This window comes from Nostoc sp. (assembly GCF_035638895.1).
GTDB lineage: Bacteria > Cyanobacteriota > Cyanobacteriia > Cyanobacteriales > Nostocaceae > Nostoc.
Map to the genome: position 1 here is coordinate 1 of NZ_DASQZC010000332.1, position 3,358 is coordinate 3,358.

Genomic DNA, 3,358 nt, shown 5'->3' on the forward strand with positions numbered 1-3,358 from the left:
GGGTCTTCAAGTTGGTTTGTCTGATATTGAATTGAGGTCGCTGGCTTACGCAATGGGTCATTCAGTAGAAACCTTGCGCCTGATGTACGAGCGTTGTACTCCTATGGAGAAACGACGACCAATTGAAGAAGCTATAGCACAGCGTTTATTTGCCCCTTGTGAGCCGCAAAGTCAAAGTCTGCCGTTGAATTTAGGGGTGAATGAATTGGTACAGATGGCAATACAGTTAAAACCAATTGAGCGGCAACAGCTGATTGCTAGGTTGCAAAGCGTTACGTGAACCTGGCTTTTTAGTTTGCTACAAGCGGAAGCTAAGTGTTCTAGAAATACCACGTATTTGGGGTTCAGCCGGGATACCCGCAAAATGGGACACGTTGTAAAGTTCTGTAACGGATATCAAGCCAAACCCTTGATATACGGTTGTTTCAATCCCAAGCTTTACTTTATTCTTCCAGTTGAAACATTCCCAAAAATGATTGTTTATGGGCAAGCTTGAGGCACTCAAAGGGGTGAAGAGTTGATTTTATCGTGCAAAATTTTGATTGCATAGTATCATTTATGGGCAAGTTAGTAAATCGATAAAACACGCTCTGCAACATTAATTTACAACGTGTCCTATTTTACGGGTATCCCGGCTGAACCCCATTTAGGTTTACTTCTGCTCGGATTCGTTGAGCAACTTTTCTAAGTCACTCAATAGCTTCTCCAACTTCTTGCGTTTTTTATCGTCTTTCCACAACTGAGCTTGTTGTAAACGCTTGCCTATTTCTGCATAGCGGTTGCTCAAGGCTTTTTCTGGTGTTGCTTCTGGCGTTGTCTCTGCTAATTGTAGTTGCTTGATTAATTCCTTGATTTGAGTTAACGAGAGATTTTGAGCAATTGCTGAGGAGAGAATATCAGCACGCTTTTGCTTGTCTTTGACTCGTGCTATTGTTCGTGCCTTTGTAAATTCCAGCTGACCCTGGCGCAATACTTCTAGTACGTCTGACGGCAAAGAGAGCAACGGCAAGCGGCTTGTACGGAAACTTTCCGCATTAAATCTACCAATGCCTGCCAAGAGAGATTCAATTTCTTCAAGTTGACGGGAAACGTTTCCCGTCAATTCCAAATCACGTTTTTTAGCATTGGCAGCAACGTTTAGAATCGATTTTACGTCTTCAGTGCTGACATCCAGATTTATCGCCAGCAGTTCTAGTATCGCTTCCACTTCTTCTACTGGGTTGAGGTCTTCGCGCTGCAAGTTTTCAAGTAACGCGATTTGCAGAGCTTGCCGATCGCTCAGTTCTTTACTGACAATTGGGACTTCAGCTAATCCAGCCGACTTTCCTGCCCTCAGTCGCCTTTCTCCAGCAATTAATTCATATTCTCCATTGCCGAGCGGACGGACTAACAAGGGTTCTAAAATCCCGTGTTCGCGTACCGACTGCACAAGCTGTGACATTTTTTCGGGGTCGAACCAACGCCGTGGTTGTTTTTTGGCAACTCGAATTTTGTGGATGAAAATGGTAGTAACAGCAGATGCCTCCACATCCATAGTTAATAAATCTTCAACGCCACGCATCTTAGGGACTTCCAGGCGTTTTTTTGTCATTACAGCTTCTCCATACCTTGGGCAATCTTCTTTAAAACTGTAATTGCTGAATGCTTTGGAGCATAAACTGCTAGAGGTTGACGACTCATTGCAGCATCAGCAAATGCAGTGGCGCGAGGAATAGCGGGATATACCTTAGCAAGGGATGATAACTGTTGTTCTAGAGCTTCCAGGATTAGTTTATCTTGATTGGCATTGCTGTAAAGTGTAGGAACAATGCCTGCGATCGCCAGCTTAGGATTAACGTGTTTTCGCACCTGTTTAATTGTATCGAGTAGCAATTCCGTGCCCTTGAAAGCTTTGAAGTGAGTTTGGATCGGAATTAAAACATGGGTTCCTGCTGTCAAAGCTAAAATGCTCAACACTCCCAAGGATGGCGGACAGTCGATGAGGATAAAATCATATTGATTGCGTATAGGTTCTAAAGCTTGCTTGAGACGAGTTTCCCTCGCCATCACGCTAGCTAATTGTAGTTCCACCCCACTAAGCGAAATATTAGCTGGTAATAAATCCATGCCATGCAAATCGCGTTGAATTGGTAATGGCGTTTCTTCATTGAGAATGACATCACCAATAATTTGTTCAAGTTCGTGTGGTTCTAGACCCATAAAGGTTGTAAGGCTTCCCTGTGGGTCCATGTCGATGAGAAGCGTTTTATGTTTCTTCAGGTGTAGTTGGTAGCCGAGGTTCATGGTGAGGCTCGTTTTCATGACTCCACCGGCTTGGTTGAATACTGCGATGACTTTAGTCACGGGTGTCAGGTAAGCTTGTTATTCTGTTTTACAGCATAGTTTAGGTTGAATAAATCAAATTGGGAAACTTCTGTGACAAATTTTGTCCAAAATAGTACTGACACCAAAACTCAGCAACTTCCAGCAGCATAGGAACAGATTCGGGAATCAAACCTGTGCCATATTGAGGCTTATAGCCTTCTATGAATTCTCTAGCTAATCTATAAGCATAGTAGGGAAAATCCTGATCAACAAAACAGCGTATAGCATACTCTAGTTTGAGCAGTTCACCGCTCTTGACAAAACGTACAGTAGTCCAAGAGACATTACGGTAATCGTCTCCTTGCAACTCATCGATTTGTCTCAACAGCTTACATAGGAATTGTTTCCCATCAGAAGTGGGGGTTTCCAGGTAACGCTCCATCTGAGTAATGGCATCAGCAATCAGAGTTTTGTTCTGCTCCCATTCTTCAGTACTGAGATGACTGGCACAGTCAGCATCGTTTATTTGCTGCTGAACCAGTTTTGACATGTAAAGAGCAAATTGCTCTGCGGCAACTTCATCTTGGGTGTCCACCGAGATACGTGCAAAAAGAGACACGTTGTAAATAAATATTGCAAACAAGGCATTGTAGATTTACTAACTTGCCCAAAAATGATAGATGATGATTAAATTTTTGCACGGTAAAACCAAGCTTTCACCCCTTTTAGCTCCTAACACTTGCCCATAAATGACCCATTTAGGGAATGTCTTCATCTGAATAGTCAAGTTTCGGTTGAGGCTGAAACGACGGTAAACCAAGGTTTTTGACAATTTACTTTACAAAACTTTACAACGTGTCCCAATTTGCACGTATCTCGGCGGATACCCTTTTATGGGTCTTGCCTTCAACAGATTTACAGCAATTTGATATCAAACCCGCCACAAAGATAGTAAAGTGTAAAAATGTAAAGAATAATATTTAAAGATGGCAGCATATTCAATTGACTTACGACAAAAGATATTGAGTGCGTGGCAAAACAAAGAAGGCAGCCA

Annotated in this window: 4 protein-coding genes; 1 reads left to right on the forward strand and 3 read right to left on the reverse strand. The window is 42.6% G+C overall.

What is annotated here, in order from left to right; genetic code table 11:
- The coding region (locus VE944_RS16400) for a hypothetical protein (RefSeq protein ID WP_324978792.1) at window positions 1-280 on the forward strand (280 nt) is incomplete at its 5' end.
- A gap of 372 nt (window positions 281-652) precedes the next feature.
- On the opposite strand, the gene VE944_RS16405 is transcribed toward VE944_RS16400, so the two are convergent.
- The 3 genes from VE944_RS16405 to VE944_RS16415 are packed head-to-tail and all read right to left on the reverse strand — an operon-like array spanning window position 653 to window position 2,923.
- On the reverse strand, window positions 653-1,591 hold the full coding sequence (locus tag VE944_RS16405; protein ID WP_324978794.1) for a ParB/RepB/Spo0J family partition protein: 939 nt from the start codon (window positions 1,589-1,591) through the stop codon (window positions 653-655).
- Window positions 1,591-2,343: a ParA family protein gene (locus VE944_RS16410; RefSeq protein ID WP_324978796.1), complete on the reverse strand. Its 753-nt coding sequence runs from the start codon at window positions 2,341-2,343 to the stop codon at window positions 1,591-1,593. Before VE944_RS16410 ends, VE944_RS16405 begins: the two co-directional genes overlap by 1 nt.
- A 40-nt stretch (window positions 2,344-2,383) precedes the next feature.
- Window positions 2,384-2,923, reverse strand: a complete 540-nt coding sequence (locus VE944_RS16415; RefSeq protein WP_324978798.1) for a hypothetical protein — start codon at window positions 2,921-2,923, stop codon at window positions 2,384-2,386.
- Window positions 2,924-3,358 lie beyond the last annotated feature (435 nt).